Here is a 26,040-nt window from a genome sequence, read left to right as displayed (position 1 = left end):
GCCCTATCACTTATGGTCCCCATTCGGCCGGATGGGGACCATAACTGATAGGGCAACAGGGGGTGGGGCGGTTTCCGGAATTCAGCCGCCGCCGGGCCAACCCCTATAGTCGGGGGATGGAACAGCGGATTTTAGGCAGGACCGGACGGAACGTCTCCACCGTGGGGCTGGGCACCTGGCAGCTCGGCGCGGACTGGGGCAACGTGGACGACGCGCAGGCGCAGGAGCTGCTGGCGGCATCGGCCGAGGCCGGCGTGACCTTCTTTGACACTGCTGACGTCTACGGTGACGGCAAAAGCGAGCAGGCCATCGGCAAGTTCCTCAAGGACTACCCGGGCCTGGACATCACGGTGGCCACCAAGATGGGCCGGCGGATGGACCAGAAGCCGGAGAACTACACCCTGGCCAACTTCCGCCAGTGGATTGACCGGTCGCGGAAGAACCTGGGCACGGACACCCTGGACCTGGTCCAGCTGCACTGCCCGCCCACGCCCGTCTACAGCAACGCCGAGGTCTACGACGCCCTGGACACCCTGGTCTCGGAAGGCGCCATCCGGAACTACGGGGTCAGCGTCGAACGCACCGACGAAGCACTCGAAGCAATCCGTCATCCGGGCACCGCCTCGATCCAGATCATCCTCAACGCTTTCCGGCTTAAGCCGCTGGACGAGGTCCTGCCGGCCGCCAAGGCAGCCGGGGTGGGGATTATCGCCCGCGTCCCGCTCGCCTCCGGCCTGCTGTCCGGCAAGTACAGCAAGGACACGTCCTTCGCGGACAACGACCACCGCAACTACAACCGCGACGGCGGCTCCTTCGACGTGGGGGAGACCTTCTCAGGCGTCGACTACGCCCTGGGCCTCAAGGCCGTGGCGGAATTCGAGCAGCTGGTCCCGGCCGGCGCCAGCACCGCACAGGCAGCCATCGCCTGGATCGCAGCCCAGGACGGCGTCACCAGCGTGATTCCCGGTGCCCGTTCCGTGGAACAGGCAACGGCCAACGCTGCCGCGGCCACCGTCAAAATCGATGAAGAGTTCGACGGCGGCGTCCGCTGGATCTACGACCACTACTTCCGCGAGGCCATTCACCCGCGCTGGTAACCGGCCGCCTCCGGACCGGCCAACAGGTGCAGCTGGTCCGGGGTGTCCACGTCCTGTCCGTCTGACAGGTCGCTGCAGTCCACCTCGTCCACGAGCTCCGGGTGTGCGCGCAGGAAGCCGCGCGCCCCGGCGTCGCCCGTTATCGTTGCTGCCACCGCAGTACGCAGCGAGGCGTCGATCAGCAGCGGATGGCCGCGGCGAAGCCCGCCCGGGGCAGCAGGTTCCCGATAAGCGGCGGCGGTGATCCGGCCCGGCCGGTGCTGCCCGAGGAGGCGCCGGACCGTATCCGGCAGCAGGCCGGGCTGGTCCACCAGTGCGATCAGCAGGTGGCCGGCCGGGCCTGCGGTGTGTTCACCCAGCAGGTAGGAGCCGCCCATGCCCGTTTCCCACGCGGCGTTGACCACCACGCGGCAGGCGGCGAGGTCAGCGGCCGCCGCCACCTTGTCCGCGCCGGCGCCCAGGACCACCACCACGTCGCTGCAGCCGCCACCGGCCAGGGCGGCGGCAGCGGCTTCCACCAGCGGCCGGCCCCGGTAGGGCAGCAGGGCTTTGGGGCCAAGCCCCAGCCTGCTGCCACTGCCGGCGGCCAGCACCACGCCGGTGGTCCGCGGTTCGCCGTTGTACTTCATGGGCCCAGACTATCCGGCGCGGCTCCCGCTCAGGAGTCGCCGCCAGCGCCGCCTGTAGTGCCGGCCCGCACGTCCAGGAGCTTGTAGCGGTCCATGGCGTACGACGGCGCGCCCTCCTCCACGTCGCCCCTCGCCGCGAGCAGCTGCAGGGTTTTCACCACAATCGAGTGGGTGTCGTTTTTGAAGAAGCGGCGTGCTGCTGCGCGGGTGTCGGAGAAGCCGAAGCCGTCGGCGCCGAGGGAGGCGAATTCGTTGGGGACGAACTGCCGGATCTGGTCCGGGACTGCTTTCATGTAGTCCGAGACAGCCACGATGGGTCCGGCCGCACCCTCAAGCTGCCGGGCCACAAAGGGCACCCGTGCGGGCTGGCCGGGGTTGAGGAAGGCTTCCTCTTCGGCGGCGAGGCCGTCGCGGCGCAGTTCGTTCCAGGAGGTGACGGACCAGACGTCGGCGGAAACGCCCCAGTCCTCTTCCAGGATCCGCTGGGCATCCAGGGCCCACGGCACCGAGACACCGGAAGCGAGGATCTGTGTTTTTGGCCCCTCAGCCGCGGACGCTGACACCTTGTAGATGCCGCCCAGGACACCTTCGACATCCAGGCCCTCCGGCTCGGCGGGCTGGATGATCGGCTCGTTGTAGACCGTGATGTAGTACATCAGGTTCCGGTCTCCGTTGTCTCCTTCGGAGTCCGGTCCGTACATCCGTTCGATGCCGTCGCGGATGATGTGGCCCATTTCGTAGCCGTAGGCGGGGTCGTAAGTGACCACGGCCGGGTTGGTGGCGGCGAGGATGGGGGAGTGCCCGTCGGCGTGCTGGAGGCCTTCGCCGGTGAGGGTGGTCCGGCCTGCGGTGGCGCCGATGATGAAGCCGCGGGTCATTTGGTCCGCGGCGGCCCAGAAGGCGTCGCCGGTGCGTTGGAAGCCGAACATGGAGTAGAACACGTAGACCGGGATCAGCGGGACGCCGTGGGTGGCATAGGCGGTGCCGGCGGCGGTGAAGGCTGCCACGGCACCGGCTTCGTTGATGCCGGGGTGGATGAGCTGGCCCTGGGCGGATTCCTTGTAGGCCAGGACCAGGTCGCGGTCCACGGAAAGGTAGTTCTGGCCCTTGGGGTTGTAGATCTTGGCCGTGGGGAAGAACGCATCCATACCGAAGGTGCGGGATTCGTCCGGCACGATGGGCACAATCCGGTGTCCGAAGGCCTTGTCGCGGATCAGGTCCTTGAGCAGCCGGACAAACGCCATGGTGGTCGCTGCCTGCTGCTTGCCCGAACCACGCTTGGCCACATCAAACGTGGCGGCAGCCGGCAGGTCCACGGCGGCAGCCGCGTTCCTGCGCTCCGGAACGGAGCCGCCCAGTGCTGCGCGGCGTTCGTGCAGGTACTTGATTTCCGGGGCGTCGGCGCCCGGGTGGTAGTACGGCGGGGCGTAGGGGTCGGCGTCCAGCTGCTCATCCGTAATGGGGATGCGGAGGTAGTCCCGGAAGTCCTTGAGGTCCGCGACGGTCAGCTTTTTCATCTGGTGGGTGGCGTTGCGGCCTTCGAAGTGGGGTCCGAGTCCGTAGCCCTTGACGGTTTTGGCGAGGATGACGGTGGGTTTGCCCTTGAATTCGGTGGCTGCCTTGTACGCGGCGTAGACCTTGCGGTAGTCGTGGCCGCCGCGTTTGAGGTTCCAGATCGCGTCGTCGGAGAGGTCCGCGACGAGGTCCTTGGTGGCGGGGTCCTTACCGAAGAAGTGTTCACGGACGAACCCGCCGGATTCGGCTTTGTAGGTCTGGTAGTCCCCGTCGGGGGTTTCGTTCATGATCTTCACGAGCGAGCCGTCGGTGTCCTGGCCCAGGAGCTCGTCCCATTCCCGGCCCCAGACGACCTTGATGACGTTCCAGCCCGCGCCGCGGAAGAACGCTTCGAGTTCCTGCATGATCTTGCCGTTACCGCGGACCGGCCCGTCGAGGCGCTGGAGGTTGCAGTTGATGACGAAGTTCAGGTTGTCCAGGTTCTCGTTCGCCGCGAGCTGGAGCAGGCCGCGGGATTCGGGCTCGTCCATTTCCCCGTCACCGAGGAACGCCCAGACCTGCTGGTCCGAGGTGTCCTTCAGGCCACGGTTGTGCAGGTACCGGTTGGACTGGGCCTGGTAGATCGCGTTCATCGGCCCGATGCCCATGGACACGGTGGGGAATTCCCAGAAGTCCGGCATCAGCCGCGGGTGCGGATAGGAGGACAGGGCGTGGCCCTGCCGGGACTTTTCCTGCCGGAACCCGTCCAGGTCCTCCTCGGTCAGCCGGCCTTCCATAAACGCCCGGGCGTACATGCCGGGGGAGGCGTGGCCCTGGAAGAAGACCTGGTCCCCGCCGCCCGGGGCGTCCTTGCCGCGGAAGAAGTGGTTGAAGCCCACCTCGTACAGGGTCGCGGCCCCGGCATAGGTGGAGATGTGACCGCCCACCCCGATGCTGGGCCGCTGCGCCCGGTGGACCATGACCGCGGCGTTCCACCGCATATAGGCCCGGTACCGGCGCTCGTATTCCTCGTTGCCCGGGAACGGTGCTTCCTGATCCACCGGGATCGTGTTCACGTAATCGGTGGTGGTCACCATGGGCACCCCGACGCTCTGCGCACCGGCGCGCTGCAACAGGCTCCGCATGATGAATTGGGCACGCTCCGTGCCCTGTTCCCTGATCAGGGAATCCAGCGACTCAACCCACTCGGCAGTCTCTTCCGGATCACGATCAGGCAGCTGGTTAGTCAACCCGCTGAGGATATGGGAGGTATCTTCTCCTGCAGCCACGGAGGCCTCATTTCATCGTTGAATGATTGGCGATTGTTTTTCATGATGTGAGAAAACAATCTTGCACAACGAGATTATCCAGAGGGGCCAAGCCGGTCAACCGGAGCGGTGGTCCGCGGGGTTCCGTTGGCGAGATACCGCTTGCCCGCCGATTGTGACCGCCGGCATGCCTGATCAACCTTGACCGAAGGTGATACAGATCATACTATTATTTCACTATTCAATATCTTGATTCCGCATTGTGGAATAACAGCGAGGGTCATTCGATCCGGTCTCACCACAGCGGATGTACTCCCAGAATTGGAGCCCCCCAATGCAGACCAACCCCCCGGTCGGCGTCGAAACTGCAGACCTGACAGCGCCGTCAGTGCTTCCCACCCACCCCTCCGCTGGCGGTGATGCGCTCTGCGAGGCCGCCAGCGCCGCCTCCGGCGTCGAGATCAGTCCCACTCTCTATAACGCGGATCTTGCCCCCACCAAAAAAGCCGGCCGCAGCTGGTCCGGCTACAGCATCTTCACCCTGTGGGCCAATGACGTGCACAGCCTGGGCAACTACGCCTTCGCCATCGGCCTGTTCGCCCTGGGCCTGGGCGGCTGGCAGATCCTCCTGGCCCTGGGCATCGGCGCCGCCCTGCTGTTCGGACTGCTTAACCTCTCCGGCTTTATGGGCGTGAAGACCGGGGTTCCCTTCCCGGTCATGAGCCGCATCAGCTTCGGCATCCGGGGCGCACAGATCGCCGGCCTGCTCCGCGGCGCCGTGGCCGTGGCCTGGTTCGGAATCCAGACCTACCTCGCGTCCGTGGTGTTCCGCGTGATGCTGGTGGCCATGGTCCCGTCCCTGGCCGACCTGGACCGGAACTCCATCCTGGGCCTGTCCACCCTGGGCTGGATCGCCTTCGCCATCCTCTGGGTGGTGCAGCTGGTCATTGTCAGCTTCGGCATGGAAATGATCCGCAAATACGAGGCTTTCGCGGGTCCGGTCATCCTGGCAACCATGGCGGCCATCGCCGTGTGGATCTTCATCGAAGCCGGCGGCGCCATCGCCTGGTCCGCCAACAACGCGCTAGAGGGCCCCGAAATGTGGCTCACCATTTTCGCCGGCGGCTCGCTGTGGGTCTCCATCTACGGCACCTTCGTGTTGAACTTCTGCGACTTCACCCGCTCGGCGAAGTCGAAGAAGGCAGTGGTCCGCGGCAACTTCTGGGGCATCCCCATCAACATGCTGCTGTTCGGCGTGATCGTGGTGGTGATGGCCGGTGGCCAGTTCAGGATCAACGGCACCATCATCCAGAGCCCCTCGGACATCGTCCAGACCATCCCCAACACGCTGTTCCTGGTCCTGGCCTGCCTCGCCCTGCTGGTCCTGACCATTGCCGTGAACCTGATGGCCAACTTCGTGGCCCCCGTCTACGCCCTTACCAACCTGTTCCCCAAGCGGCTCAACTTCCGCAAGGCAGCAATCGTCAGCGCCGTGATCGGCCTGGTGATCCTGCCCTGGAACCTCTACAACAACCCGCTGGTCATCCTGTACTTCCTGGGTGGCCTGGGCGCACTGCTGGGCCCGCTGTTCGGTGTGGTCATGGCCGACTACTGGCTCATCCGCCGCGGCAAGGTCAACGTTCCCGAGCTCTACACCGCGTCCCGCGAAGGCGCCTACTTCTACAAAAACGGCGTCAATCCGCGGGCCATCACCGCAATGGTCCCGGCGGCTGCCGTGGCGCTGCTGATCGCCTTTGTTCCTGCGCTGGCCGCAGCCGCCCCCTTCGCCTGGTTCTTCGCCGCAGGCATCGCCGCAGTGGTGTACTTCTTCGTCGCAGACCGCGGGCAGCGACTGGTGGACCAGGACGGCGAGGCCATCGCCGTCGCCAGCACGCACTGACCGCCCGCCCACCCTCCAGCCAAGGAATCCCATGCGCATACTCGTTGCAAACGTCAACACCACCTCCTCCATGACCGAGGCGATTGCCGCCCAGGCCCGCAGCATTGCGGCGCCCGGGACGGAGATTGTGGGCCTCACCCCGAGGTTCGGTGCGGACTCATGTGAAGGAAACTTCGAAAGCTACCTGGCGGCGATCGCCGTGATGGACGCCGTCACCTCCTACCCCGAGCCGTACGACGCCGTGATCCAGGCCGGCTACGGCGAGCACGGCCGGGAGGGGCTGCAGGAGCTCCTCGACGTTCCGGTGGTGGACATCACCGAAGCGGCGGCCAGCACCGCGATGTTCCTGGGCCACAAGTATTCGGTGGTCACCACCCTGGACCGCACCGTCCCGCTGATCGAGGACCGGCTCAAGCTCGCCGGGCTGGACGCCCGCTGCGCCTCGGTGCGGGCCAGCGGCATGGCCGTCCTTGAGCTGGAAGAGGAGCCGGAACGCGCGGTGGAGGCCATCATCGGCCAGGCGCTGCGGGCTGTCACCGACGACAAAGCGGAAGTCATCGTCCTGGGCTGCGGCGGCATGGCCGGACTGGATGAGGAGATCCGGCGGCGCGCCGGCGTGCCGGTAGTGGACGGGGTGGCGGCAGCGGTGACCATTGCCGAGTCCCTGGTCCGCCTGCGGCTCTCCACCTCCAAGGTGCGGACCTACGCTGCGCCGCGGCCCAAGACCGTCATAGGCTGGCCCCTGAACAGCGCACCGGTGGACGCCGCGCGCCAGGGCAGCTAGGTACAGGAGATCGGCGTGGAGAGTCCCCATCCCAACGGACGCGTGGCAGTGGTCACCGGGGCCGGCTCCGGCATCGGCCGGGAAGTGGCCCGGCAGATGCTGGCCGCCGGCTACCGGGTGGCCCTCGCGGGCCGTCGCCGGGAGCCGCTGGACGACGCCGCCGGCGGCCATCCCGCCGCGCTGGTGGTGCCGTGCGACGTCACCCGGCCCGACGCCGTCGAACGCCTTTTTGCGGACGTCCTGGGCACGTGGGGGCGCGTGGATGTCCTGTTCAACAATGCCGGCGTCTTTGGTCCGGCGGCGGGCGTGGACGAGATCAGCATGGCCGACTGGGACGCCACGGTGGCGGTCAACCTGACCGGGTCCATGCTGTGCGCGGCAGCGGCGGTCCGGGCCATGAAGGGGCAGGAGCCGCAGGGCGGCCGGATCATCAACAACGGTTCCATTTCCGCCCACGTGCCGCGGCCCAGGACCGTTGCCTACACCGTCACCAAGCACGCCATGACGGGGCTGACCAAAAGCATTGAGCTGGACGGCAGGGGCTTCGGGATCACCTGCGGGCAGATCGATATCGGCAACACCAGCACCGGGATCATGGACACCATCGGGGTGGGCTCCGGCGCGCTCCAGGCGGATGGCAGCCGCCGGGTTGAACCGATGTTCCCGGTGGCCGACGCCGCCCGGGCCGTGCTGATGATGGCGGACATGCCGGCCTCCGCCAGCGTGGGTTCCGTGGTGGTCACGGCCGCGGGAATGCCGTTCGTGGGCCGCGGCTGAGCCTGCACCCGCAGGAATCCGGGCCGGCTTCGGCCGCCCGGGAACCGATGTGGCCTAGGATCAGGCCATGACCGCAAACAAGGGACTGGCTCTTTTCCGCACCTGGTTCGCGCTGCTGGGCTTCGTGGCAGTCCTGTTCCAGTTCCTGTACCTGATGCAGAACGTCCCGGGCGCAAGCGCCGGCAACTACTTCAGCTACTTCACCATCGAGTCCAACATCATCGCCTTCGTCACGCTGGGCATCGCCGCCTGGTTCGCCTGGAAGGGGGCGAGCCCCCGCTGGCTGGAACTGCTCCGCGGCGCCGCCACCGTGTACATGACCATCACCGGAATCACGTACAGCCTGCTGCTGAGCGACGTGGACGTGAACACACCACTGCCCTGGGTCAACGTGGTGCTGCATTACACAGTGCCCACCATCATTGTGATCGACTGGCTGGTGGACCTGCCCAAGACCAGGATCTCCATCAGGACCTCGCTGCTGTGGCTCGCATTTCCGCTGGCCTACCTGGTCTACAGCCTGATCCGTGGCCCCTTCGCCGACTGGTACCCCTACCCGTTCCTCGATCCCCGGCTGGGCGGCTATGGCACCGTGGCCGTGATGTCCGTCCTGATTGCCGTGGCGGCGTTCGCCTTTGCCGTGATCGCAGCGTTGTCCACCCGGCTGCAGAACCTGGTGCCGCACCCCGCCACCGCAGCGGCAGGGAGCAGGGTGGCCGGCACCGGGCAGGGCCCGGACCGGATTACCGGCACTGGTCCAGGTACCGCCACAGGTCCCGGCAGCGTCAGCTAAGGCAGCAGCTAAAAGGGCAGCAGCGCCGACAGGTCCGCGCGGAGCCCGGACGCTGCCACCTTCCCTGCCGCGACGGCGTCTGCCCAGCGGATCCTGCCGCTGACCATCCCCAGCCAGGTGGCGGCGTCGCACTCTATGACGTTGGGCGGGGTGCCGCGGGTATGCCGGGGACCCTCGACGCACTGGGTGACGCCGAACGGCGGCACCCGCACTTCCACGGAGTTGCCGGGCGCGCGGGCCGTGACTTCCTCCAGTGAATACCGCACCGCCGTTGCGAGTGTCTGGCGCGGAACCACTGCGTCCGAGGGGGCTTCCTGGGCGCGCTGCCAGGCGGCGAGCGCGGCAGCGCCTTCCTCAAGATCAATCCGACGGCGGGCTATGGCCATGCGTCGGGCCTCCTTCCGGTGGGGTGGGTCAGGGCTGGTCCAGCAGGGCGGACACCGAAGGGCCCAGCCGGATCTGGCCCACGGGCCGGCCACCGCCCAGGACGGGTTCCACAACTTTGGCCAGGACGTCCGCCACCTTATCCGGGTCCACGGCACCTGCGGCCGCGAGCAAGGTCAGCGCCACCAGCGAGGTGGCCCGGAGGTTGCCGTCCAGGACCTTGATGGCCACGGAAACGCCCTGCGGCGTGGCCATGGCCAGGACGCCTTCCGCCCCGATCTTGGCGATGACTTCCAGGTCCTCCATCACCACGGTGTTGGCCTCGCCCTTGCCCTGGACTGCCCATGGGTAGTCCAGCATGGAGGTGGCAATGGTGGCGGCCCGGGCGTTGGAGTGTTTGTCCCCGGGGGCCTTGGCCAGCTGCGAGTACGCGCGGGCCAAGCCTTTCAGGGACAGTGCGGCCACGGGGGCGCCGCAGCCGTCAACACCCAGGTGCGCGATCCGTTCGTCGGCGTTTTCCTCGATGGCGGTGCGGACGGCCTGCTGCAGCGGGTGGTTGGGCTCAAGGTAGCTGGCGGTGTCCCAGCCGTTTTCGGTGCACGCCCAGAGGAACGCGGCGTGCTTGCCGGAGCAGTTGAACGCCAGCCTGGACCTGCCGCGTTCGGAGCGGACCAGCCAGTTCCGTGCGGTTTCGTCCTGTGGCCAGGCCTCGGGGCAGAGCAGCTGGTCCTCCCGGACGCCCGCGGCCTTCAGCATCCCGGACACCACATCCATGTGGTCCAGGGACCCGGTGTGGCTGCCGCAGGCCACCGCCACCTGGGCGCCCCGCAGCGGGACGCCGCACTGCATGGCGGCCAGGGCCTGGAACGGTTTGAGGGCCGACCGGGCATAGACGGGGGTGGAGATGTCGCCCAGTTCCGTGACCACGGAGCCGTCCGCCGCGAGGAGCACGGCGGAGCCGAGGTGGCGGGACTCCACAAAACCGCTGCGTTCAATAACGGCCAGTTCGACGGCGGAGTCCACGGTGAAGGTGGCGTGCGGGTTGTGGGGCATGCTGCTTAGTCTATGGTCCGGCCGGGCCTGCACCGCGCTACTGGACGGTGACCATCACGGACTGCCAGCCGGATGCGCCGTCCGGCACGGGGTCGGCGCGCTGGTCCGTCTGGACCTCGCCGGTGCCGTCCGTTGCCCGGACCTTGATGTAGTGCGGGCCCGGGGTGGCGTCCCACTGGTAGGACCACTGCCGCCAGGTGACCAGTGAAGCCTCCGTGGACAGCTCGGCTTCCGCCCAGTCGTTGTTGTCGATCTGGACTTCCACTTTGGTGATGCCGCGGGTCTGCGCCCAGGCGGTGCCGCCCACGGCGACCTTCCCGGCCGGGACCTTAGCGAAGGACTTGGGCACGTCCACCCGCGCCATGGTCTTGATGGGTCCGCGCTCCGACCAGCCGCGGTCGGTCCAGTAGGCCTTGCTGTCCGCGAACCGGGTGACTTCGAGGTCAACCACCCATTTGGTGGCGGACACAAAACCGTACAGGCCCGGGACCACCATCCGGACGGGGTAGCCGTGCTCCAGGGGCAGCGGTTCGCCGTTCATGCCGATGGCCAGGATGGCGTCCCGGTCATCCTGCAGGACTTCCAGGGGCGTGGAGGCGCTGAAGCCGTCAATCGAGGTGGAAAGGACCATGTCGGCACCGTCCTTGGGCTTGGCCCGGCGGAGGACTTCGCGGATGGGCAGGCCCAGCCACTTGGCGTTTCCGGCCAGGTTGCCGCCCACGGGGTTGGACACACAGGTGAGGGAGACGTGGGTTTCGATGAGTTCGGCATCCAGCAGGTCCTGGAACGTGAGCCGGACTTCCTCCTCCACCATGCCGTGGATGCGCAGCTCCCAGTCGGCGGCATTGATCTCGGGGACGCTGAGCGCTGTATCAATCCGGTAGAACTCGTTGTTGGGGGTCAGCCAGGACGGCATGCCGGCCACCGGGGACTGCACGCCCTCGGGAACTGCTGCGGCAGCCTTGGCCGGGGCGGGTAGCTGCATCGCGCTGCGGGCCTGGGCAATGTTGCTCCTGGCCGCGCTGAGCAGCCGGCCGCCGGTTGCCGCGATACCCGCACCAACGGCGGTGATGCCGGCCGCGGCAAAAAACCTCCGCCGGCTGGTGGCGGGCCGCCCGTCGTCCGCGGACTGGTCGGCGGGGGCTTCGGGCCACGCCTTGAGGCGCCACAGGGGAGCCACAAGCAACCGGAGGGCCACCAGGCCGGCCAGGGTGCCCAGGACGCTGGGGATTGCGTCGACAGGGTTGACGCCGGCGCGGGTCACCACGGCGCCCACAATCACGGCGCCCATAAACAGGACGCCCAGGACACCGAGCGCCCATTTACGGAACGCCACCACACCCAGCACGCAGGCCAGCAGCGCAATGGTCACACCCATGCCGGCGAACAGGGCCGCCTTGTCATTGGTGCCGAACGTGGCGATGGCGAAGTCCTTCATCCACGGCGGCGTGAAGTCGATGAAGGTTGACCCCAAGGCAAAGAGCGGGGTTGCCCTCGCCGTGAAGAACGCTCCGATGAGTTCTGCCACTGCCAGCACGACGGCGGCAGCCACCACGCCTGCCAGCGCCGCCATGGCGGTGGTTCCCTTGGGCCAATTCCGTTGCGTCTTCATGTCAGCTATTCGGAGTGGCGGGTGCCGCGGATTGTCCGGGCAGGTTGGCAAAGACACAGCTTAGGCCCGCTAAGGGTGCACCACGTACCCTTGTTGACTGTGAAGGTACTCGTCATTGGCCCCGGAGGCCGCGAACACGCCATTGTCCGCTCCCTGCTCGCCGACCCCAACGTGTCCGAGGTCCACGCTGCACCCGGCAACGCCGGCATCAGCAAACTGGTCCCGACGCACCGGATCGACGGCAACGATCCGCAGGCCGTGGCGGCGCTCGCCACCCGGCTCGCCGTTGACCTGGTGGTGGTGGGACCGGAGGCGCCGCTGGCGGCAGGGGTCTCTGACGCCGTCCGCGCCACCGGCATCCCGGTGTTCGGCCCGGACAAGGCAGCAGCCCAGCTTGAAGCGTCCAAGGCGTTTGCCAAGGAAATCATGGCCGAAGCCGAGGTGCCCACGGCCATGGCCCTGGTGGCAACCAACGCAGCCGAAGCTGCTTCTGCCCTGGACACCTTCGGCGCACCTTACGTAGTGAAGGACGACGGCCTGGCCGCCGGCAAGGGCGTTGTGGTCACCAAGGACCGCGACGAAGCCCTGGCCCACGCGCAGACCTGCTTCGACGCCGGCGGAACCGTGGTCATCGAGGAATTCCTGGACGGCCCTGAAGTGTCCCTCTTTGTCCTGTGCGACGGCCACAACACTGTGGCACTGTCCCCGGCCCAGGATTTCAAGCGGATCTTCGACAACGACGAAGGCCCCAATACCGGCGGCATGGGCGCCTACACCCCCCTCGAATGGGCACCCGAAGGGTTGGTCCAGGAAGTCATTGACCGCGTGGCGCAGCCCACCGTCAACGAAATGGCCCGCCGTGGCACCCCCTTTGTGGGTGTGTTGTTCGTGGGGCTGGCCCTAACCACCCGCGGCACCCGCGTCATCGAATTCAACGTCCGCTTCGGCGACCCTGAAACGCAGGCCGTCCTGGCCCGGCTCAAGACCCCTCTCGGTTCCCTGCTCCTGGCCGCTGCCAAGGGCGAACTGGACCGGGTGGATGAGCTGCGCTGGTCGAAGGAAACGGCTGTCGCCGTCGTCGTGGCGTCCGAAAATTACCCGGACACCCCCCGGACGGGCGACCGGATCCGCGGCCTCAAGAAGGCGGAAGCGCTGGACGGCGTGCACGTCATCCACGCCGGCACGGCGCTGGACAACGACGGCAAAGTGGTCTCCGCAGGCGGCCGTGTCCTGGCTGTGGTGGCCCTGGGCAGCGACCTGGTGGAAGCGCGCGAAAAGGCGTACGACGGCGTGGAGCTGGTGCAGCTGGACGGCTCGCAGTTCCGCAGCGACATTGGCCGCAAGGCCGCACGCAACGAGATTAAGGTCTCCACCGCCACCGGAGCCCTCCCCGTGACGAAGGCGAAAGGCCTGGCATGAGCGAAACACCCGAGTTCCGCGGTCTGAAGACCGAAACCCTGGACCTGCCCGGCTGGACGCACGTCTACTCCGGCAAGGTACGGGACCTGTACGAGCCCGCCGACCCCGCCATCCTGGAGCAGGTGGGCCAGGAGTGCGTCCTGGTGGTGGCCAGCGACCGGATCAGCGCGTTTGACCACGTCCTGGCCAGCGAAATCCCGGACAAGGGCCGCATCCTCACGCAGCTGAGCCTGTGGTGGTTCGGGCAGCTGGGCGTGGAACACCACGTCCTGGCGTCCACCGTTGCGGACGGCGTGCCGGAGGCCGTTGCGGGCCGGGCCATGATCTGCAAAAAACTGGACATGTTCCCCGTGGAATGCATTGCCCGCGGCTACCTCACCGGCACCGGGCTCGTGGAGTACCGGGCCAGCAGGACGGTCTGCAGCATCCCGCTGCCGGACGGCCTGGTGGACGGCTCACGCCTGGAGCAGGCCATCTTCACACCGTCGGCCAAAGCCGAGGTGGGGGAACACGACGAGAACATCACCTACGAGGCAGTAGTGGGCATGGTGGGCGATGACATCGCGGCCCGGCTCAGCGAGCTGACCCTGAAGATCTACACGACGGCGGAGAAGATCGCCCGGGAACGCGGCGTGATCCTGGCCGACACCAAGGTCGAATTCGGCTACGACGCCGTGTCCGGGGCCATCACCCTGGGCGACGAGGTCCTGACGCCTGACTCGTCCCGCTTCTGGGACGTGGCCACGTACCAGCCGGGACAGGCGCAGCCGTCCTACGACAAGCAGTACGTCCGCGACTGGCTGACGTCCGCCGAGTCCGGCTGGGACCGGAGCTCCGACACTCCGCCGCCGGCACTGCCCGCAGAGGTGGTCAGCCGGACCCGCAGCCGCTACGTGGAAGCGTACGAAAAGATCACCGGCCAGGCGTTCGCCTGACCAGCCGGTGCTAACTGGCCCCGGCAGCCGCTGCGGCGCGCTGCTGGGCCAGCTTGATCTCCAGGACGGCATCCAGCGCCTGCTGGACCCGGTCTGCGGCTCCGGCCGCGCTGAACGCCTTCTGGGCCTCCTGCAGGTGCACCAGGGCCTCGTCCGTCTCGCCTGCGGCTTTCAGTGACTTCCCCAGCAGCAGCGAAACCTCACCGGCCGTGTGTTTGGCCAGGGAATCACTTTCGCTGTGGATGCCGCGCAGCTTCTCGACGGCAGCCACGATGTCCCCGGTCAGGTACAGCCAGCGGGCGCGGATGAACGCCACTTCCAGCTCATCGCTTTTGGTTCCGCCCACAATGGAAAATGCCAGTTCGGCCCGCTCGATGGAGGACAGCGTCTCCGGCTCCACGATGCCGGAGGAAAGCCGCACCGCCGCCGAGGCCTTGTTGAACCGGGCCCACAGCTCAATGTCGTTGGCGGGCGAGAGCAGTTTCGCTGCCCGTTCGTGGTGTTTGACGCCCTCCACGTAGTCGTGGCGCATAAATGCGACGTTGCCGATCACCCAGGCCACCTCGCCGGCGAGCTGCGACATGGAGTGCTCATCCACCTGCTCGTACAGGGCCTGGCAGAACTTCCAGGCCTCGTCCAGCCGGCCGCTTTCGGCCAGGGCGCCGATCAGGATCCGGTGGGCACCGATCAGCACGGTGGAGTTCCGCGGCAGGCTGACGGACAGCTTGACCGCTTCGAGGGCGTGCTCCACGGCGACGGACAGCTGGCCCTGGCCATGGCAGACGGCGGCCAGCATCTGGCGGGCACGGACGCCGAGCCCCACCGATTCGGTGGCCATGGGGTGCTCAAGCAGGCGTTCGATGATGTTGCGGCATTCCTGCAGGTCACCCTGCTTCATGAGGCATTCCGCCTGCATATAGGTCATGTTCCACCAGGCACTGGTGTTTTTGCCGTCCAGCGCGATCTGGGCGGCGGCCGCAGCGTGGCTGGCAGCGAGTTCGTAGTCCCGCAGGTCCCAGGCCTGGCGGGCGTACAGCCCGGCCAGTACGTACTCGGCGTCGCTGACGGAAATAGGCTGGCTCCAGGCTTCCAGCGCCTTGGGCGCCAGTTCCAGCCGGCGTGCCAGTTCCTCGATCACTTCTGCTGTCGGTTCCCTACGGCCCGTCTCCAGCAGTGAGATGTAGCTGGGGGAATACAGATCCCTACCCAGTTCGGCCTGGGTCAGCCCCCGTTCGAGACGCTCCGCGCGGAGCTTCTCCCCGAATCCGTTACCCACGGGATATCCTCCTCTTCTGGGACTGTCTTTGTGCAAATGCTTGACAGTCCCTGTGGAAAACATTTTACAATGTATGTCAACAAGGACAGTGCTGGCTTTGTAACGAATCCGACTCGTATTGAGGAACCCAAACATGTTCAAGAAGATCGCATCAGCAGCCGTACTGGCTGCCGCGCTGGCATTCTCCGCTGCGGCCCCCGCCGTCCTGTCCGCCGGGTCCGTCGTGGACAACTCGGCAACCTCCGTAGCCATTGGCAACTGGCCTGATCCCGCGTCCAAGAAGACCAAGACCACCACGGAGCCCACCACCACCACCGAGCCCTCGGGAACCACTTACACGGCTTCCCGGATCGGCAACTGGCCGGACCCCGCGTAACCAGCTTCCTCACCTAAACGGAGGCAGGGAACGGCCCCGGAGCGGACGCTCCGGGGCCGTTTTGTCTCCCGGCGCCGGGAGTATCAGTCACGGACTGTGTCATCCGCCGTTATGGAACCGGGATCTGAGGGAAGCAGGCAATTAATACAAAAAGAGGGCCTCCGTGTGGAGACCCTCTTTTTGTAATTGGTCGGGATGACAGGATTTGAACCTGCGACCTCGTCGTCCCGAACGACGCGCGCTACCAAGCTGCGCCACATCCCGATCCGCTGCAAAAGCAACTTTACAAGAATAGCGGATGCCGGGTCCCGATGCGAAATCGGCGCCTGCTCAGACCAGGGAGTCCTTCCATGCGCCGTGCAGATCGGCGAACCGGCCGCCGCCGCTGATCAGGTCGGTGGGGCTGCCGTCCTCCACAATCCGGCCGTCGTGGACCACCAGAACACGGTCCGCGGTTTCCACCGTGGACAGCCGGTGGGCGATGATCAGCGCCGTCCGGCTCTCCGCGTCCGTGCCGGCCAGCAGCCGGGCCAGGCCGGTCTGCACCAGGCGCTCGGACGGGATGTCCAGGGAGGACGTGGCCTCGTCCAGGATCAGCACTGCCGGCCGGGCCAGGAATGCCCGGGCGAAGCTGATGAGCTGCCGCTGGCCGGAGGAGACCCTCCCGCCGCGCTTGTTGACGTCGGTGTCGTAGCCCTCCGGAAGTTCCAGGATGAAATCGTGGGCGCCCACCGCGCGGGCGGCGTCCTCGATTTCCTCCCGGGAGGCTTCCGGCCGGCCCAGGGCGATGTTGTCAGCCACCGACCCGCTGAAGAGGAAGGCTTCCTGCGTGACCATGGTGATGTTCCTGCGCAGGTCGGTGGTGCTCAGGTTGCGCAGGTCCACGCCGTCCAGGGTCAGGGAGCCGGAGGAGACGTCGTAGAAGCGGGCAATGAGCTTGGCCAGCGTGGACTTGCCCGCGCCGGTCTGGCCCACCAGGGCCACCGTCTGCCCGGCGGGGATGTGCAGGTCCATGGTGGGGACAATGACAGGGCCGTCGCCGTACCGGAATTCCACGCCGGTGAAGTCGACGGCGCCGCGGGCGTTCTTCAGCGCCACCGGGTTTTTGGGCGGCCGGACGGTGGGCACTTCCTCGAGCAGTCCGGAGACCTTCTCCAGGGCGGCCTGGGCACTCTGGAATGAGTTGTAGAACATGGCCATCTGGTCCACGGGCTGGAAGAACCGCTTGGTGGACAGGATCAGCGCCAGCAGTACACCCACCGCGAGTTCGCCGCCCAGCACGCGGAAGCCGCCGAAGAGCAGGACCACGGCCACGCAGACGTTGCCGATCAGCACCAGGCCGGGTTGGAAGATGCCGTTGAGGTTGATGGACCGGACCGTGACCAGCCGGTAGTCCTCCGCCAGCTCGCCGTACCGGTCGGCGTTCTCCTTCTCCTTGCGGAACGCCTTCACGGCGCGGATGCCGGTCATGGTCTCCACAAAATGCACAATCAGGCGGGCCGAGACAACGCGGGATTCCCGGAACGCAATCTGGGAGTGCTTCTGGTACCAGCGGGCCAGGAAGAACATGGGGACACCGGCGGCCAGGACCAGGAGGCCGCTGCGCCAGTCCAGGGCAAACACCGTGATGGCGGTGAAGATCATAAACAGCAGGCCGGAGGCGAGTGAGCTTACGCCGGAGTCCAGGAGTTCGCGGAGCGCCTCGAGGTCCGAGGTCTGCCGGGCGATGATCCGGCCTGAGGTGTACTTCTCGTGGAATTCAAGGCTCAGCCGCTGGGTATGGCGGAACACGCGCAGCCGCAGGTCCAGCAGCATGGACTGGCTCAGCCGGGCGGTGGAGGTGACGTAGAGGGCCGTGAGTCCCGCTGTCGCAATCGCGGCCAGCAGGTACGCGACGCCGGTGAACACCAGTGGGAGGTTGTCGCCGGCCTGGAGGGCGGGCAGCGCGTTGTCGATGCCGAACGCGATCAGCGCCGGGCCGGCAACGCGGGCGGCCTGGGACAGGACCACCATGGCAATGGTCAGCCAGAACCGCAGCCGAACGGGCCGGATCAGGGATCCCAGAAGTGCCAGCGACCGCCGTCGGACGGCCTTGCTTTCGTTTTTGCTGAGGTGGGCGTTGTCCTCGTTGGCGGTGCCGAAGGTAGCGGAGCTCATCGGGTGGCCTCCTCTGCCTGGTCTTCAAGGGCTGACAGTTCGGAGTCAAGGTCCCGCGGTTCCGGGTCGAGGCTCGCGATCACGTAGCGGTAGTGGCTGTTCGTGGCCAGCAGTTGGGTGTGCGTGCCGACGGCTGTGATCCGGCCCTCTTCCAGCAGGGCGACGCGGTCGGCCAGGGCCACGGTGGACGGGCGGTGCGCCACGATCAGGGTGGTGGTGTCGCGCAGCACCTCCCGGAGCCGGGTCTCCACGAGCTCTTCCGTGTGGACGTCCAGGGCGGACAGCGGATCGTCGAGCACCAGGACCTGCGGGCGGGCTGCGATGGCGCGTGCTAGCGCGATCCGCTGCCGCTGGCCACCTGACAGGCTCAGGCCTTCCTCGCCGATCAGCGTGTCCAGGCCTTCCGGCAGGGAGTAGGCGAAGTGTGCCTGTGCCACGTCCAGGGCCTCTTCCAGTACCTCGTCGGTGCGGTCCCGGGCGCCCAGGAGGACGTTGTCGCGCACGGAGTTGGAGAAGAGCGTGGTGTCTTCGAACGCCACGCCCACCACCCGGCGGAGGTGCGGGACATCGAAGTCGCGCAGGTCCACTCCGTCGATGCTGATGCTGCCCCCGGAAACGTCATAGAGCCGGGGGACCAGCTGGATCAGGGCGCTTTTGCCGCTGCCGGTGATGCCCACCAGGGCCATGGTCTCGCCGGGCCGGACCTCCAGGTTGATGTCCTTGAGGATCGGTTTGTCCGGTGCGTCCTCGAACGCGAAGGTGGCGTTGGTGAACCGGAGTGCCCCCGCCAGCCGGTCGGGCCGTTTGGCCTCGGCGGGGGACGTGATGGTGTTGGCGGCGTCCATCACTTCGTAGTGGCGGTCGACGGCGGTCTTCGCCGTGAGTGCCATGGCGAGGAGCATGCCGGAAAACTCCACGGGGGACGCAATCACGGCGGCGGTGGCGAAGAAGGCCACCAAGGCGCCGATGCTGAGCTGGCCGCTGGCGCAGAGCATCACGCCCACCACCAGGCCGGCCCCGAGGGCGAGTTCGGGCAGGAGCGTGACCACCATGGTGAAGGACGCCTGATGGCGGGCCTTCTCTATTTCGGTCTGCCGCAGCTCCTCGGCCTGTTCGTTGAAGTTTTCCAGGGCTTCGCGGCTGCGCCCGAAGGCCTTCAGCACGCGGATGCCGTGCACCGATTCCTCCACCGTGGTGGCGAGGTCGCCGGCCTGGTCCTGGCTGCGCCGGGCAACCTTGCTGAACCGGGTGCGGAACCGGAAGCTGTACGCCATGATGGGGACCGCCGCCGCCAGGAAGATCAGGGCCAGCTGCCAGCTCATGGAGAACATCACCGCGATGCCGATGACCACCGTCAGGGTGGTCACCACCAGCATGATGGCGCCAAACGCCATCCAGCGGCGCAGGAAGTTCAGGTCCGTCATGGCCCGGGAGAGGAGCTGGCCGGATCCCCAGCGGTCGTGGAAGGAGACGGTCAGGTCCTGCAGGTGGCCGTACAGCGAAACCCGCATTTTGGTTTCCACGGTGGTGGCGGGGTTGATGACGAACTGGCGGCGGAGGGCCACCAGGCCGGCCTCGGCGATGCCGAGGACCAGGATGACGGCGGCGGAGATCCACACGGCATCCGTGGCTCCGCCGGGCTGCAGGGAGTCATTGATCAGGACCCGGAGCACCTGCGGAATGGTCAGTGCCACCACGCTGGCCAGGAGTGCGCACAGGAGGCCCATGACCAGCCGAGGGATGATGGGCCGGATGTGCGGGTAGAGGCGGCTAATGGATCTGAAGAATGATGTTTGCTTGGCCATGCCCGCTTTTCAACCTAAACCGAATGTGATTACCCTTGGCAACTACCTTATGCCATTGAGTGAGACGATTCACAGGGGTTCCGGCTTTGGTGGTGGACTTGCCCAGTTATTATGATCCGCAATGCGCCGGGCCCAAACCCCACGCTACCCGCAGCCCCCGCCGCCCGTTTCCCCCCGAGTTGCGCTATCACTTGTGGTCCCCAAAACCCCCTGTTGGGGACCACAAGTGATAGCGCAACTCGGGGTGGAGAGGGGTTGAGGGGGTGGTGGCACGGGTGGGGCTGCGGCTTAGGCTCCGGCGGTGAGGGTCAGCAGTACTGCTTCGGGGCGGCACGCGATGCGAACCGGTGCGAAGCGTGAGGTGCCGATGCCGCCGGAGACGTTGACCGGCGTCGTGCGGCCATTGCTGTGCCAGTCGTTCAGGCCCTTGGCCCGCCAGGTGGGCAGGTCGCAGTTGGTCACCAGGGCGCCGTAGCCGGGGATGCAGATCTGGCCGCCATGGGTGTGGCCGGCCAGCAGGAGATCCGCGCCCTCGGTGGTGAAGTGGTCCAGGACCCGCTGGTAGGGGGCGTGGATGACAGCGACCTTGAGGTGGTCGTTGGCGTCCTGGTTGACGGTGCCGCGCGGCCAGCCGGCGTACTGCTCCCGGTTCAGGTGCGGATCATCAACGCCGGAGAAATCAAACCGCATGCCGTCCAGCACCAGCGACTGGCTCCGGTTGGTCAGGTCCACCCAGCCGCCCATGCCGAACCCTGAGCGAAGGCGTGGCCAGTCCAGTTGCGTTGGGCCGCCCTTCCTCTTGGAGGGGCCCAGCAGGTAGGCGGCAGGGTTGCGGGGGGTGGGCGCGAAGTAGTCGTTGGAACCCGGCACAAAAACACCCGGAAATTCCAGCAGGGGGCGCAGTGCTTCGAGGAGCGGATCCACTGCCTTGACGTGGCTGAGGTTGTCACCGGTGTTGACCACGAGGTCCGGCTCCAGGGCGGCCAGGGAGCGGAGCCATTCAGCCTTCCTGTCCTGGCCGGGGACGAAGTGGATATCGCTGAGGTGCAGGATGCGGAACGGCCTGCGGCCGGCGGGCAGGATGGCCAGGGTCTCATCCCGGACAACAAACTGGTTCTTTTCCCACAGGCCGTACGCTGCAGTGGCGATTCCCGCTGCGGCGCCGGCGCCTGCGGTGACGGCCAAACCGCGCCCCAGGGACTGGGCGCGGCTTACCAGGGCGGGATCAATCCTCACGTGTGGTCAGCCGTTCCCGTTGCCGTTCCCGTTCCCGTTCCCGTTGCCATTTCCGTTGTTGCCCTCGGTGGTGGGGGCCGGAGCTGGCTGGGTGGCTGCGGGAGCGGGTGCCTGGGTGGCGGGGGTCGGCGCCTGCGTGGCGGGCGTGGGGACTGACCGCTGCGGGGCGCCGTTGATCATGTTGCTGGGCGGTGCGGGGAAGGCCTCGGTCCCGTAGTTCGGCGCAATCTGCGTCATGAAGTTGGAGAACATGGGCCCGGCAATCATGTAACCATCGATGCCTTGGTAGAACTTGCCGTTCACCGTGATGTTCTGGCCTGGACGTTGCTGTGCACCCAGCGGGTCGCCGAACCAGGCGGCGGTAGCCAGGCCCGTGGTGTGGCCCACCACCCAGGTGGAGCCGTTGTTGTTCGAGGTACCGGTTTTGGCGCCGATGGGGAAATTGGTGCGGGTGGAGAGCCGCGGCTGGATCAGCGAACCTGAACCGCGGTTCATGACTTCCTGCAGCGCGTAGTTGACGCCTCGCGCCACCTCCGGCTTGATCGCGTCGCGGCAGTTGGCGGACTGGGCGGGCAGATCCGCGCCGGTCTGGTCCTTCACACCCGTGATGGCGATGGGCTCGCAGTACTTGCCGTCGTTGGCGAACGTGGCGAAGGCGCTGGCCATGGTCAGCGGTGCGGTCTGGGTGGAGCCCAGCAGGTTGGCCAGCGTGGACATGTCGATGTTGGGGTTCGGCGCGGCGATGTTGCCGGCGTCGTCCAGGACGATGTTTCCGTTCTGGTCCAGTTCGGGGAGTCCGCTGTGGAGGCCGACGGCATCCACAACCTTCTGGATGCCGCAGAAGTCCAGCTGGGCTGCCGAGGCGAACGTGACGGTATTGATCGAGTTGTATAGCCCCTCAAGGACAGACAGCGGCCGGTACCACTGCGGCTCTGCGTTCTGGAGGTCATCGGCTGTACCAAGGCCCTGGTTCTTTTGTGCCGTGCTGTAGCCGCCGGTGACCTGGCCGCAGGTGTTGCGCCAGTTGAAGCCCAGCGGGTAGACGCGCTGTGCGGAGTTAACCACGGTATTCATGGTTTTGCCCTCGTTCAGCCACTCGGCAAACGTGAAGGGCTTCATGGTGGAGCCGGGCTGCGCGCCGCCCATGCCGTTGAGGTCGTTGCCGTCCTTGTCCAGCTTGTCCACGTTGAAGTTCACCTGCGAATCGAACCCGCCCTCGGCCGGGAGGAAGCTGGTGTTTTGGGCCATCGAGACGATCTTGCCGGAGCCGGGCTGCACCGTAACCATGGCGGCGCCCCATTTGTCCGGGTTGGCGCCGGCGGCCGTATTGACCTGGTCCTGTGCCACGTTCTGGGCTGCGGGGTCCAGGGTGGTGGTGATGGTGAGGCCGCCGCCGTAAATCAGGCGCTGGCGTTCCTCTTTGGTGGCACCGTACGCCGGGTTGTTCTCCAGCAGGTGCAGGATGTAGTCGCAGAAGTACGGCGCGGTGGAGGCGTACGCACAGCCTTGCTTGGGCTGGGTTACCACGGGCTCCACGGGAGTCGCCACGGCGGCGTCGTGCTCTGCCTGGGTGATTTTGTTCTGGCTCAGCATCAAACTCAGCACCAGGTCACGGCGGGCCTTGGCGTTCTCCGGGTTGGTCACCGGGTCAAACGCCGAGGGGCTGTTGACCAAACCGGCCAGCAGCGCGGCCTGGGGGAGGGTGAGGTCCTTGGCGGAGGTGCTGAAGAAGTAGCGGGAAGCGGCTTCGATGCCGTACGCGTTGACGTTGAAGAACACGATGTTCAGGTAGCCCTCAAGGATCTGGTCCTTGCTGAACTCCTTCTCCAGCGCGATGGCGAGCTTCATCTCGCGGAGCTTGTCGCCTACGCCCTTGTTCACGCCGTTGAGCTTGATGTCTTCGTCCTTGCCTTCGGCGGCAAGGTTGGCGTTGAGGACGTTGTTGACGTACTGCTGCGTGATGGTGGAAGCGCCCTGCTTGTTGCCGCGCGCCGTGGCAACAAGCGCACGGAGGATGCCGGTGGTGTCAACGCCGCCGTGCTCGTAGAAGCGGCTGTCCTCCACCGCGATGACGGCTTCCTTCATAAACGGCGAGATGTTGTCCAGGGAGACCTTGGTCCGGTTCTCCTTGTACAGGCTGGCGATCTCGCTGCCGTCCGCGGCCAGGATCCTGGTGGTCTGGTTGGGCGGATCAACCTTCAGCTCCGCGGGGAGCGTGTCGAAAAACTCGATCGAGCCGCTGGCGGCGCTGCCGGAAACGGCTGCCGCGGGGACCAGCAGGCCCGCCACCAGGACACCGCAAATAGCACTCACGCCAAGGAAAACAAGGATCTTTCCCAGGGTGGTGACCGTGTCAAAAAGGGGGTTCGTGCGAGTCGCCATGTTTTCCACTTTACCGGCAAGGACTAGTCTTTAGCTCATGACCAAATGGGAGTACGCGACGATTCCGCTCATCATTCACGCTACAAAGCAGATCCTGGACCAGTGGGGCGAGGACGGCTGGGAGCTCGTCCAGGTTGTCCCCGGGCCGGACGGCAACGGACTGGTTGCCTACCTGAAAAGGGAGAAGCAGTAATATGTCAACCCCCACAGAAGCCCCTGCCGGCGCGGAAACAGCGCCAACATCGGCAGTGGAGCAACGGCTCGCCGAACTGGGACTGACCCTCCCTGCCGTGGCCGCACCCGTGGCCGCTTATGTTCCCGCAGTGATCTCCGGCAACCACGTTTACACCTCCGGCCAGCTGCCGTTTATTAACGGCAAACTCGAAGCTACCGGCAAGGTTTCGCTGGGCACCGAGGGGCATGCCGACGAGCCCACCGTCTCACCCGAGGACGCCCACCGCTATGCCGCTGTCTGCGCAGTGAACGCCCTCGCCGCGGTCAAAAGCGTCATCGGCGATTTGGACCGGATCACCCGCATCGTCAAGGTCGTAGGCTTTGTCTCCTCCGACCCCACGTTCACGGGCCAGCCGGGCGTCATCAACGGCGCCTCCGAACTGCTGGGCCGGGTCCTTGGCGACGCGGGCCAGCACGCACGTTCCGCCGTCGGCGTTTCCGTTCTTCCCCTGGACTCCCCGGTGGAAGTCGAACTGATCGCAGAATTCAGCTAGGTCCGGTCCTTCCCTTGCCACAACTAGCACGACGCCTCTTCGCCCTTCCCCAGGAATTGGAGGGAGCGGCTCAAAGCTGGCTTGAACACGGCGAACGGACCCCCCGGGCAGCCCGCCTGGCATCCTCGGTGGTGCTGCTCCGGGATTCGCCTACGGGGCTGGAAACGTGGCTGGCTTACCGGCCCGGTTCCTCCCCGCTGGGCGTCCTCGCGTTCCCCGGCGGTTCGCTGGACGCGTCCGACGACGACCCCATCGGTTGGTTGGGCCCCTCACCGCAGCAATGGGCTGACCACATGGGTACGGCCGACGTCGGATTGGCCCGCCGGCACGTGGTGGGCGCCATCCGCGAACTGTTCGAGGAGACCGGTTTGCTGCTGGCGGGCCCGGACATGTCCGGCACCGTCGAGGCCACTTCCACCCCGGAGTGGATGCGCGCCCGGCTTGCCGTGGCCGAACAGGAGCGCAGCCTCGCCCAGATCCTGGACAAGCGCGGGCTCCTGCTGCGGACCGACCTGCTCAAGTCGCTGGTCAACTGGCGCACCCCCGACTTTGCGCACCGCCGTTTCGATACCCGCTATTTTGCGGCCACCGTGCCCATGGGCCAACAGCCCAGCCTCCTGGACGGCCGCGGCGTATGGGGCCGTTGGGTCAACGCCGGCACCGTCATCGGCGGGCGCGGCACCACCGCCCTTGGTGATGAAGTGGGGCAGGAAAACACCGTGGGGCTGCCGCTGGGCCAGTTGCTGGTCCCCGGTTCCGAGATCATGCTCGAAAAGATGGCGGCCGCCAATGGCTGCATCGCCTACCTCAGCTACAAACGCAAGGCCCACGTGTACCAGCCTGCCCTCGTGGAGGAGGATGGACACCTGATGCTTGAGGTCGAAGCCGCCAAAACCACCCCCGGCGAACCGCAGCGGGAGCGCTGATCCAGCCTTCGCAGTGACCGGCCGGGCAGACTGGACCCACGGATCCTCTGCGTGCTGCTCCTGCGTCGCTTTGACGCACGCTGCCGGATCCCCGGGTCCAGTCTCATGGCGGGCTCCCGCGTTAAACGCGGAAGGCCGCCCTGGTCAGGACGGCCTTCCGAAAGGTGCGTTGTCTAGCGTGAACGCTGGCGCAAGCGCTGCATGTCCAGGATGACGACGGCGCGGGCCTCAAGGCGCAGCCAGCCGCGCTGGACGAATTCGGCCAGTGCCTTGTTGACCGTTTCGCGGGACGCGCCCACCAGCTGTGCCAGTTCTTCCTGGGTGAGCTCGTGAGCCACCAGGACGCCGTCCGTGGCGGGACGGCCAAAGCGGTCGGCCAGGTCCAGGAGTGCCTTGGCCACGCGGCCGGGAACGTCGGAGAACACGAGGTCCGAGAGGGAATCATTGGTGCGGCGCAGGCGGCGGGCCAGAGCCTGCAGCAGCTGGGCCGAGACCTCCGGGCGGGTGCGCAGGAGCGTATTGAGGCTCTCGTTCCTGAGGCCGGCGAGGCGGGTCTCCGACACCGCGGTGGCGGTGGCCGTGCGGGGGCTGGGGTCGAACAGTGCCATCTCGCCGAAGAGCTCGCCCGGGCCGAGGATGGCCAGGAGTGATTCGCGGCCGTCCGGGGACGTCCGGCCCAGCTTCACCTTGCCGGAGACGATGAAGTAGAGCTGGTCGCCCTGGTCGCCTTCGCGGAACACCGATGCTCCGCGGGAAAGGTCCACCTCGGTCAGCTCATCCGTCAGCAGACGGAATGCGTCGTCGTCGAGCGTGGCGAAAAGGGGTGCTCGGCGCAGTACCTCGATGTCCATGAAATCTCCTGAATAAAAGTGTCGGCTGTGGCGCTTGTGCCATTGTTTCAGAATTTTCAAGGTTCTGTGACGAACTTGGCACCGGAAACGCCCGCATGACGCCTGCTGATGACGGAATCCACAACATATCCGACCCCGGAGGAAGGCGGGAACCGGCG

The 26,040-nt window shown here is 66.6% G+C and carries 22 protein-coding genes and 1 tRNA gene; 11 read left to right on the top strand and 12 right to left on the bottom strand.

Annotated elements, in window-relative coordinates:
* Nucleotides 1-116: 116 nt before the first annotated feature.
* Nucleotides 117-1,097 carry an aldo/keto reductase gene (locus ACRB8A_RS15985; RefSeq protein ID WP_432245090.1) on the top strand — a complete coding sequence of 327 codons (981 nt, stop codon included), beginning with the start codon at nt 117-119 and terminating at the stop codon, nt 1,095-1,097.
* Here ACRB8A_RS15985 and nboR read toward each other — a convergent pair.
* Together nboR and aceE are read right to left on the bottom strand one after the other, a co-directional pair.
* Nucleotides 1,082-1,726 (bottom strand): nicotine blue oxidoreductase, encoded by a 645-nt coding sequence (gene nboR / locus ACRB8A_RS15980; RefSeq protein WP_432245089.1) that lies wholly within the window; start codon nt 1,724-1,726, stop codon nt 1,082-1,084. The two genes, ACRB8A_RS15985 and nboR, sit on opposite strands and share 16 nt — an antisense overlap.
* A gap of 29 nt (nt 1,727-1,755) precedes the next feature.
* Nucleotides 1,756-4,509, bottom strand: a complete 2,754-nt coding sequence (aceE, locus tag ACRB8A_RS15975; RefSeq protein WP_432245088.1) for a pyruvate dehydrogenase (acetyl-transferring), homodimeric type — start codon at nt 4,507-4,509, stop codon at nt 1,756-1,758.
* 313 nt (nt 4,510-4,822) lie between these two features.
* On the opposite strand from aceE, the gene ACRB8A_RS15970 reads away from it, so the two are divergent.
* From ACRB8A_RS15970 to ACRB8A_RS15955, 4 genes are all read left to right on the top strand, one after another.
* Nucleotides 4,823-6,388 (top strand): NCS1 family nucleobase:cation symporter-1, encoded by a 1,566-nt coding sequence (locus tag ACRB8A_RS15970; protein ID WP_050684029.1) that lies wholly within the window; start codon nt 4,823-4,825, stop codon nt 6,386-6,388.
* A gap of 31 nt (nt 6,389-6,419) precedes the next feature.
* A complete protein-coding gene (locus ACRB8A_RS15965; RefSeq protein ID WP_056596347.1) occupies nt 6,420-7,172 on the top strand; it encodes an aspartate/glutamate racemase family protein in 753 nt (250 codons plus the stop codon).
* Nucleotides 7,173-7,187: 15 nt separating this feature from the next.
* The gene (locus ACRB8A_RS15960; protein ID WP_432245087.1) at nt 7,188-7,949 is read left to right on the top strand and encodes an SDR family oxidoreductase; all 762 of its coding nucleotides are present in this window, start codon (nt 7,188-7,190) and stop codon (nt 7,947-7,949) included.
* A 67-nt stretch (nt 7,950-8,016) separates the two neighbouring features.
* On the top strand, nt 8,017-8,742 hold the full coding sequence (locus ACRB8A_RS15955; RefSeq protein WP_197273502.1) for a Pr6Pr family membrane protein: 726 nt from the start codon (nt 8,017-8,019) through the stop codon (nt 8,740-8,742).
* A gap of 8 nt (nt 8,743-8,750) precedes the next feature.
* Here the strand turns inward: ACRB8A_RS15955 and ACRB8A_RS15950 are convergent, their stop codons facing one another.
* Genes ACRB8A_RS15950 through ACRB8A_RS15940 form a run of 3 tightly spaced genes read right to left on the bottom strand, consistent with a single transcriptional unit; the run spans nt 8,751 to nt 11,791 of the window.
* The gene (locus ACRB8A_RS15950; RefSeq protein ID WP_432245086.1) at nt 8,751-9,128 is read right to left on the bottom strand and encodes a sterol carrier family protein; all 378 of its coding nucleotides are present in this window, start codon (nt 9,126-9,128) and stop codon (nt 8,751-8,753) included.
* A 28-nt stretch (nt 9,129-9,156) separates the two neighbouring features.
* On the bottom strand, nt 9,157-10,179 hold the full coding sequence (locus ACRB8A_RS15945) for an asparaginase (RefSeq protein WP_056596353.1): 1,023 nt from the start codon (nt 10,177-10,179) through the stop codon (nt 9,157-9,159).
* A gap of 37 nt (nt 10,180-10,216) precedes the next feature.
* Nucleotides 10,217-11,791, bottom strand: a complete 1,575-nt coding sequence (locus ACRB8A_RS15940) for a molybdopterin-dependent oxidoreductase (protein ID WP_432245085.1) — start codon at nt 11,789-11,791, stop codon at nt 10,217-10,219.
* Between the two features lie 99 nt (nt 11,792-11,890).
* Between ACRB8A_RS15940 and purD the strand changes: the two genes are divergently transcribed.
* Entirely contained in the window at nt 11,891-13,210 is a 1,320-nt protein-coding gene (gene purD, locus ACRB8A_RS15935) for a phosphoribosylamine--glycine ligase (RefSeq protein WP_050684023.1), read from the top strand.
* Nucleotides 13,207-14,145 carry a phosphoribosylaminoimidazolesuccinocarboxamide synthase gene (locus ACRB8A_RS15930; protein WP_432245084.1) on the top strand — a complete coding sequence of 313 codons (939 nt, stop codon included), beginning with the start codon at nt 13,207-13,209 and terminating at the stop codon, nt 14,143-14,145. Before purD ends, ACRB8A_RS15930 begins: the two co-directional genes overlap by 4 nt.
* Before the next feature lie 10 nt (nt 14,146-14,155).
* On the opposite strand, the gene ACRB8A_RS15925 is transcribed toward ACRB8A_RS15930, so the two are convergent.
* Nucleotides 14,156-15,421: a helix-turn-helix domain-containing protein gene (locus ACRB8A_RS15925; RefSeq protein WP_050684021.1), complete on the bottom strand. Its 1,266-nt coding sequence runs from the start codon at nt 15,419-15,421 to the stop codon at nt 14,156-14,158.
* Nucleotides 15,422-15,554: 133 nt separating this feature from the next.
* Between ACRB8A_RS15925 and ACRB8A_RS15920 the strand changes: the two genes are divergently transcribed.
* Nucleotides 15,555-15,797 (top strand): hypothetical protein, encoded by a 243-nt coding sequence (locus ACRB8A_RS15920; RefSeq protein ID WP_056596359.1) that lies wholly within the window; start codon nt 15,555-15,557, stop codon nt 15,795-15,797.
* Nucleotides 15,798-15,984: 187 nt separating this feature from the next.
* Here ACRB8A_RS15920 and ACRB8A_RS15915 read toward each other — a convergent pair.
* From ACRB8A_RS15915 to ACRB8A_RS15895, 5 genes are all read right to left on the bottom strand, one after another.
* A tRNA-Pro gene (locus ACRB8A_RS15915) sits at nt 15,985-16,061 on the bottom strand.
* 66 nt (nt 16,062-16,127) lie between these two features.
* The gene (locus ACRB8A_RS15910) at nt 16,128-17,954 is read right to left on the bottom strand and encodes an ABC transporter ATP-binding protein (RefSeq protein WP_056596362.1); all 1,827 of its coding nucleotides are present in this window, start codon (nt 17,952-17,954) and stop codon (nt 16,128-16,130) included.
* Nucleotides 17,951-19,759, bottom strand: a complete 1,809-nt coding sequence (locus ACRB8A_RS15905) for an ABC transporter ATP-binding protein (RefSeq protein WP_056596365.1) — start codon at nt 19,757-19,759, stop codon at nt 17,951-17,953. Before ACRB8A_RS15905 ends, ACRB8A_RS15910 begins: the two co-directional genes overlap by 4 nt.
* A 288-nt stretch (nt 19,760-20,047) precedes the next feature.
* The gene (locus tag ACRB8A_RS15900) at nt 20,048-20,995 is read right to left on the bottom strand and encodes a metallophosphoesterase (RefSeq protein ID WP_050684017.1); all 948 of its coding nucleotides are present in this window, start codon (nt 20,993-20,995) and stop codon (nt 20,048-20,050) included.
* A gap of 6 nt (nt 20,996-21,001) precedes the next feature.
* A complete protein-coding gene (locus ACRB8A_RS15895; RefSeq protein ID WP_432245083.1) occupies nt 21,002-23,377 on the bottom strand; it encodes a transglycosylase domain-containing protein in 2,376 nt (791 codons plus the stop codon).
* A gap of 37 nt (nt 23,378-23,414) precedes the next feature.
* Here ACRB8A_RS15895 and ACRB8A_RS15890 point away from each other — a divergent pair, with 37 nt between their 5' ends.
* The 3 genes from ACRB8A_RS15890 to ACRB8A_RS15880 are packed head-to-tail and all read left to right on the top strand — an operon-like array spanning nt 23,415 to nt 25,031.
* Entirely contained in the window at nt 23,415-23,570 is a 156-nt protein-coding gene (locus ACRB8A_RS15890; protein WP_009359196.1) for a DUF4177 domain-containing protein, read from the top strand.
* Nucleotide 23,571: 1 nt separating this feature from the next.
* Nucleotides 23,572-24,105 carry a RidA family protein gene (locus ACRB8A_RS15885; RefSeq protein WP_432245082.1) on the top strand — a complete coding sequence of 178 codons (534 nt, stop codon included), beginning with the start codon at nt 23,572-23,574 and terminating at the stop codon, nt 24,103-24,105.
* Between the two features lie 14 nt (nt 24,106-24,119).
* Nucleotides 24,120-25,031 (top strand): NUDIX hydrolase, encoded by a 912-nt coding sequence (locus ACRB8A_RS15880; RefSeq protein ID WP_050684014.1) that lies wholly within the window; start codon nt 24,120-24,122, stop codon nt 25,029-25,031.
* Nucleotides 25,032-25,204: 173 nt separating this feature from the next.
* On the opposite strand, the gene ACRB8A_RS15875 is transcribed toward ACRB8A_RS15880, so the two are convergent.
* The gene (locus ACRB8A_RS15875; RefSeq protein ID WP_050684013.1) at nt 25,205-25,882 is read right to left on the bottom strand and encodes a Crp/Fnr family transcriptional regulator; all 678 of its coding nucleotides are present in this window, start codon (nt 25,880-25,882) and stop codon (nt 25,205-25,207) included.
* Nucleotides 25,883-26,040 lie beyond the last annotated feature (158 nt).

The sequence above is a fragment of the Arthrobacter sp. G.S.26 genome, assembly GCF_050847375.1.
Classification (GTDB): Bacteria; Actinomycetota; Actinomycetes; order Actinomycetales; family Micrococcaceae; genus Arthrobacter.
Note: the sequence above shows the minus strand (reverse complement) of the source record. Positions and strands in the feature narration are given on the sequence as shown.

Coding starts and splice junctions, on each gene's coding strand:
- ACRB8A_RS15890 (WP_009359196.1), top strand. CDS start 23,415: ATGACCAAATGGGAGTACGCGACGATTCCGCTCATCATTCACGCTACA.
- ACRB8A_RS15920 (WP_056596359.1), top strand. CDS start 15,555: ATGTTCAAGAAGATCGCATCAGCAGCCGTACTGGCTGCCGCGCTGGCA.
- ACRB8A_RS15985 (WP_432245090.1), top strand. CDS start 117: ATGGAACAGCGGATTTTAGGCAGGACCGGACGGAACGTCTCCACCGTG.
- ACRB8A_RS15955 (WP_197273502.1), top strand. CDS start 8,017: ATGACCGCAAACAAGGGACTGGCTCTTTTCCGCACCTGGTTCGCGCTG.
- ACRB8A_RS15970 (WP_050684029.1), top strand. CDS start 4,823: ATGCAGACCAACCCCCCGGTCGGCGTCGAAACTGCAGACCTGACAGCG.
- ACRB8A_RS15965 (WP_056596347.1), top strand. CDS start 6,420: ATGCGCATACTCGTTGCAAACGTCAACACCACCTCCTCCATGACCGAG.
- ACRB8A_RS15895 (WP_432245083.1), bottom strand. CDS start 23,377: ATGGCGACTCGCACGAACCCCCTTTTTGACACGGTCACCACCCTGGGA.
- nboR (WP_432245089.1), bottom strand. CDS start 1,726: ATGAAGTACAACGGCGAACCGCGGACCACCGGCGTGGTGCTGGCCGCC.
- ACRB8A_RS15940 (WP_432245085.1), bottom strand. CDS start 11,791: ATGAAGACGCAACGGAATTGGCCCAAGGGAACCACCGCCATGGCGGCG.
- ACRB8A_RS15875 (WP_050684013.1), bottom strand. CDS start 25,882: ATGGACATCGAGGTACTGCGCCGAGCACCCCTTTTCGCCACGCTCGAC.
- ACRB8A_RS15885 (WP_432245082.1), top strand. CDS start 23,572: ATGTCAACCCCCACAGAAGCCCCTGCCGGCGCGGAAACAGCGCCAACA.
- ACRB8A_RS15950 (WP_432245086.1), bottom strand. CDS start 9,128: ATGGCCATAGCCCGCCGTCGGATTGATCTTGAGGAAGGCGCTGCCGCG.
- ACRB8A_RS15910 (WP_056596362.1), bottom strand. CDS start 17,954: ATGAGCTCCGCTACCTTCGGCACCGCCAACGAGGACAACGCCCACCTC.
- ACRB8A_RS15930 (WP_432245084.1), top strand. CDS start 13,207: ATGAGCGAAACACCCGAGTTCCGCGGTCTGAAGACCGAAACCCTGGAC.
- ACRB8A_RS15945 (WP_056596353.1), bottom strand. CDS start 10,179: ATGCCCCACAACCCGCACGCCACCTTCACCGTGGACTCCGCCGTCGAA.
- ACRB8A_RS15905 (WP_056596365.1), bottom strand. CDS start 19,759: ATGGCCAAGCAAACATCATTCTTCAGATCCATTAGCCGCCTCTACCCG.